Raw genomic sequence first — 4,629 nt, 5'->3', positions numbered from 1 at the left:
TACAATTGAAAGTACCGGCGTAAAGCTGATCTCGAAAAGGACAGACAGCAAACACGGCTTCATTGGTCGGATCACCAAAACCGTTAAGGCTACAGGGCTGCCATTTCCCTCCCAGAGGATCACTGCTTTCGTAAATAATGGTGTAGTCTGAGGTATTGTGCTTACTGTTGCGAGAGCCAGTAGGTGAAGTAAACAACTTGCCGCGAAAGGGGACTAAAAACCGGATGCTGGTAATCGGCAGGCCGACAATACCATATTCAGAAGCAGGCTGGAAAGTCTCTCCATCTTCAGACCGTAAGATTAAAGCTCCAGGCGCTCGGCCAGGGCAGGTACTCGCCACATACAGGGCTGGCTGGGAATCGGATTCTCCTTGGAAAACCATCATGTGGCGGTAGCCCATCTCCCTCGGCACCATTCCCCCCTCACTGCCCACTACCATTGGAGATTGGTAAACATATCGCCATTCTTTGGTCACGGGATTGTAACGCCAGATTTGGGAGCGTCGATCTACTTGCTCATATAAGCCCTCCACATCATCGGGACATTCAATTGGCCAGACCTCAAGCCCCCATTCTTCAATGCAGCGATGCAATTTGAGAGCACAGAGCAGAGAGCGGGTTGTACCCACAAATAAATGATCTTTAAACCACGCCATAGAGTGGGCGTGAGTATTGTGTCCATCGCCGAAACCATTTTCGCAGATCTTCGAGAAATTGGGAAATTTCAGTCCTGCAGGAGGGGAAGGGTCAAAGGGTCGCTGTCTAGGCGAAGTAACCATATTTGGGATACAATAAGTGACAAAGTTAAGGAATATTATTATAACTCCTAAATTTACTCATGTCGGCCACCCCACCCTTATTTATTCTGGCTTCTCCCCGTTCGTTTACTTCTCTAACCAGCGCCATGTTAGGGCAGCACCCAGAAACCTATGGAGTCCCAGAAATCAATCTTTTTTATGCTGATACAATCGAAGATATTCTCCAGCGCCTGAAAGATGAAGGACAGGCTCGAAAAACCCACGGACTTTTACGCACTATTGCCCAACTCTATGCTGGAGAACAGAGTTTCCCTGCCATTAAAATGGCTCATCGCTGGCTCATGCAACGTTCCCATAAGACTGGAGGAGAAGTTTATCTCGAACTGTGTGAGAAAGTTCAACCCCTGTGCATTGTCGATAAGTCTCCCGCTTATTCTCTATTTATTGAAAATCTTCAAAGAATTCCCAAGACTTTCCCTGATTCATACTACCTCCATCTCGTCCGCCATCCGCGAGGACAAGGAGAATCGGTCATGAAACTGGTACCGGAGGTTCGCATCGGCAAAGCCCCGAAAAAAGCTATTTTCGGAGCGCCTAAAACTCCTAACCCAACTATGCTTAACACTCTAGATCCCAGCCAAAAAACTGCTGTGATTGACTATCAATTTCTCTGGTATCGGATGCAGAGCAGAATTATGGAATTCTTGGAATCTATACCACCCGAAAAACAAATGCGGCTGCGGGGAGAAGATTTGTTGGGCAATCCCCCTCTTTACTTTGAGAAAATCTGTCGCTGGTTAGGCTTGTCTTGGAATGAAGGAGCCTTTGAAGCGATGTTACATCCAGAAGACTCCCCTTTTTCTTCCCCTGGCCCTTTGGGAGCGCAATTTGGTAACGATCCTAACTTTTTACAGAACCCGGTTTTCCGACCCAAAAATATTACCTTACCCAAGTTAGAAGGACCTTTACCTTGGCGTTCAGATGGCAAAGGATTCAGTCCAAAAGTGGTCGAAATGGCTCAGTTTTTAGGATATGATTGAAAGCCCTAAAGGACTTGCCTAGGAATAATATCCCAGCCAGACAATCGCTTACCGCAATAGTGGGCAATGACCTCCTCTTTGGCTTGGCCGACTGGACAACGATTTCCTCTTTGGGGCTGCTGATAGCGATGGGTTCTGCTATATTACCAAAAAAGGATTTAATTTTGAGTGATGATCGAGATTTATCTTGCAAGCCTAATTGTCGCCTTTAATACTGTGTCAGTCAATCTTTATGACATTCTCACTCCAGAGAATAACTTCCTGACTCAATCAATTGCCCAGAGAAGGCGAACTCCTCAGATGAGGCGAGGAAGATCCGAGCAATTTTCTGGCCAAGACGGTCTAATTTTAGAAAAACTGGTGCAGCAAAACCAAGAAAGGAGTTATTACCTCTATATTCCCCGTTCCTATCAAGCGAATAAGCCGATGCCCTTGCTCTTAGCGTTTCACGGGGGTGTCAGTCAAGGTAATAGTATGGCGGTCAAAACTGGTTTTAATAAGATAGCCGAGCGTGAGGGCTTTATTGTCGCCTATCCTAATGGTCTTGATCGGGGTGCTTATGGTCAGTGGAGTGACGGTCGCCATTTGCCAGCCAATGATTCGATTGATGATGTTTCTTTTATGAAAGTGCTAATCAAACACTTATCTAAAACCAGAAATATTGATCAAAAGAGAATCTACGCTACTGGCGGTTCTAATGGGGGATTTTTCACCCAAAGGTTAGCTTGTGAAATGTCCGAGCAATTAGCCGCTGTCGCTTCTGTAGCAGCAACACTTCCGCAACCGATGGTATCAAGGTGTAAACCCAAAAGAGCAATTCCCATTCTGATGATCAATGGCACCGAGGATAAACTTGTACCTTGGGCGGGGGGAACGATGGAAATTGGCGCAAACGCTCAGATTCTTTCGGTGCCACAAACAGTAGCTTTTTGGAGAAGCCGCAATGGCTGCTCCACCAGGAACCAAGAGGTGCGACTTCCTGATACGCAAGCGGACGGGACGGAAGTAGTTAAAATTGGATACTTTAATTGCAAGAGTGGTGCGCCGGTAGTGCTTTATCAGATAGAAGGTGGAGGTCACGGCTGGCCCGGCGGACAGACAGATGCACTTCTGGGAAACGATTCTAGGGGAAACACACGAGGGAATCGCGCACGCCAGAGATTGGTTGGTAATACCAGCCAAGATATTAACGCTAGTGAAGTTATCTGGCAATTTTTACAGAAATATTCTCTGTGATTTACCTGTGGGGGCGACAAGTAGGCTAAAAGCTTGTGCCAATTGTTAAAACTAAGCTGGAAAGTCGCCTTTCCGACTTGTCTTCAAAACCGTGCCTGAGAGTTTTCACCTCACACGGCTCCTCTCCGATAAACCCCTTGTCATAGGGGGGGTGATTCGGTAGTAGTGATGGCGGCTTAATCCTTTGCTTTGCTGTGCATTGTAGTCATGGATAAAATACCAAAGGGTTCCCCAACGTGATTCTCCATTTTTTTAGAGAAAGATAGACTCTCTCTCACCAGCCGAGAAATCCTTTGTCGAAAGGTATTATTTAGGGTTGGCTGAAAAAGTTTATTGGTGGGGTTAGGAGTCAGTAGCCGGTCGTCAGGAGTCAGGAGTCGGGAGTCGGGAGTCGGGAGGGGAAGTCGGAATAACAGAATGACCTCGCACGTCTGGAAGCGGCTCCCTTCGAGATCGAAGAGCGAAAGTGCAAGGGTTTTGAGTCCCTCGGATCGATTTCTCAACGTTTGTCTCTTGCACTTTTTTGACTAAAAAAGTCCCTAAACCGTTTTCTAGCAAGGCTTACAGTAATATTCAGCAAACCCTATTTAGGGCTGGCTGAAAAAGCCTGAAATGCCGATAGGAAAAAGGTTTCGACTCAATAAAGTCGAGAAAAAAGGCCCAAAAAAAGGTAAAATACACTAAAAGCCAAGCACTTTTTTTCATTCAGTACAGATGTATCGTATCTCGACCGCAACTCCATCAGAACCCGAATCATTTGAACTGCCCGAGGAGCGGAAAACTATCAGATGAAAACCGTTGGGTTATTATGGCCAACTTAATTCCCTGGGAAAAATTTGAAGAAGAGTACGCAAAAAGCTTCTGCGAAAACAAGGGTGCGCCCGCCTTACCATTTAGGGTAGCAATGTCCGCATTAATTATTCAAGAAAGATTAGGAATAAGTGATAGAGAAACCGTCGAACAAATTAGGGAAACCCCTTACCTACAATACTTTATTTGGCTAACAAACTATTAAACAGAAGCTCCATTTGATGCCTCAATGATGGTATATTTTCGGAAAAGAATTAAGTTAAATCTCCTCAACAAAATTAACCAAGAAATGGTGAAAAAAGGACGAGAAATTCTCGAAGACAAAGAATCTGATGCCAGAACAGAAGAGCGAGGAGAAGAAAGTGAGCGGCCCAATGCAGGAAAATTAATATTAGATGCGACTTGTGCGCCCGCTGATATTAAGTATCCCACAGATTTAGACCTATTCAATCAAGCTCGTCAAGGAACGGAAAAAATCCTAGATTGTCTCTACAGGGAAGTCAAAGACAAGTTAACTAAGAAACCAAGAACTTCCCGAAAAATAGCGAGAAAAAACTATTTAAAAGTCGCTAAAAAACGTCGTCCCTCTCAAAAAGAAAGACGGAAAGCCATTGGTCAACAACTGGGATATATTCAAAGAAACTTAGGTTATATATAGCGTTTCTCGCATCTGTGCGGCACACTTAAACCTTTGCTGATTAAGCTGTTCAGGATCGGGAATGTACCTCTTGTGAATCAGAACCGCTATAGACCAACTAATTGGGACTTGCTGAATAATGGTAAAAC

General features: G+C 45.1%; 2 protein-coding genes and 3 pseudogenes. 3 read left to right on the top strand and 2 right to left on the bottom strand.

Features of this window, described 5'->3' with window-relative positions; genetic code table 11:
* Window positions 1-592: pseudogene (locus PX482_RS10775) on the bottom strand (hypothetical protein); the annotation flags it as partial.
* 245 nt (window positions 593-837) lie between these two features.
* Between PX482_RS10775 and PX482_RS10770 the strand changes: the two are divergent.
* Together PX482_RS10770 and PX482_RS10765 are read left to right on the top strand one after the other, a co-directional pair.
* Entirely contained in the window at window positions 838-1,797 is a 960-nt protein-coding gene (locus PX482_RS10770; protein WP_002760567.1) for a sulfotransferase family protein, read from the top strand.
* Between the two features lie 216 nt (window positions 1,798-2,013).
* The gene (locus PX482_RS10765) at window positions 2,014-3,033 is read left to right on the top strand and encodes an extracellular catalytic domain type 1 short-chain-length polyhydroxyalkanoate depolymerase (protein WP_223213026.1); all 1,020 of its coding nucleotides are present in this window, start codon (window positions 2,014-2,016) and stop codon (window positions 3,031-3,033) included.
* A 195-nt stretch (window positions 3,034-3,228) separates the two neighbouring features.
* Here the strand turns inward: PX482_RS10765 and PX482_RS10760 are convergent.
* Window positions 3,229-3,347, bottom strand: a pseudogene (locus PX482_RS10760) (IS1 family transposase); the annotation flags it as partial.
* 400 nt (window positions 3,348-3,747) lie between these two features.
* On the opposite strand from PX482_RS10760, the pseudogene PX482_RS10755 reads away from it, so the two are divergent.
* A pseudogene (locus PX482_RS10755) lies at window positions 3,748-4,498 on the top strand (transposase); the annotation flags it as partial.
* Window positions 4,499-4,629: the final 131 nt, after the last annotated feature.

It is taken from the genome of Microcystis sp. M53602_WE12 (assembly GCF_030065455.1).
In the GTDB taxonomy this organism is placed as follows: domain Bacteria; phylum Cyanobacteriota; class Cyanobacteriia; order Cyanobacteriales; family Microcystaceae; genus Microcystis; species Microcystis aeruginosa.
Note: the sequence above shows the minus strand (reverse complement) of the source record. Positions and strands in the feature narration are given on the sequence as shown.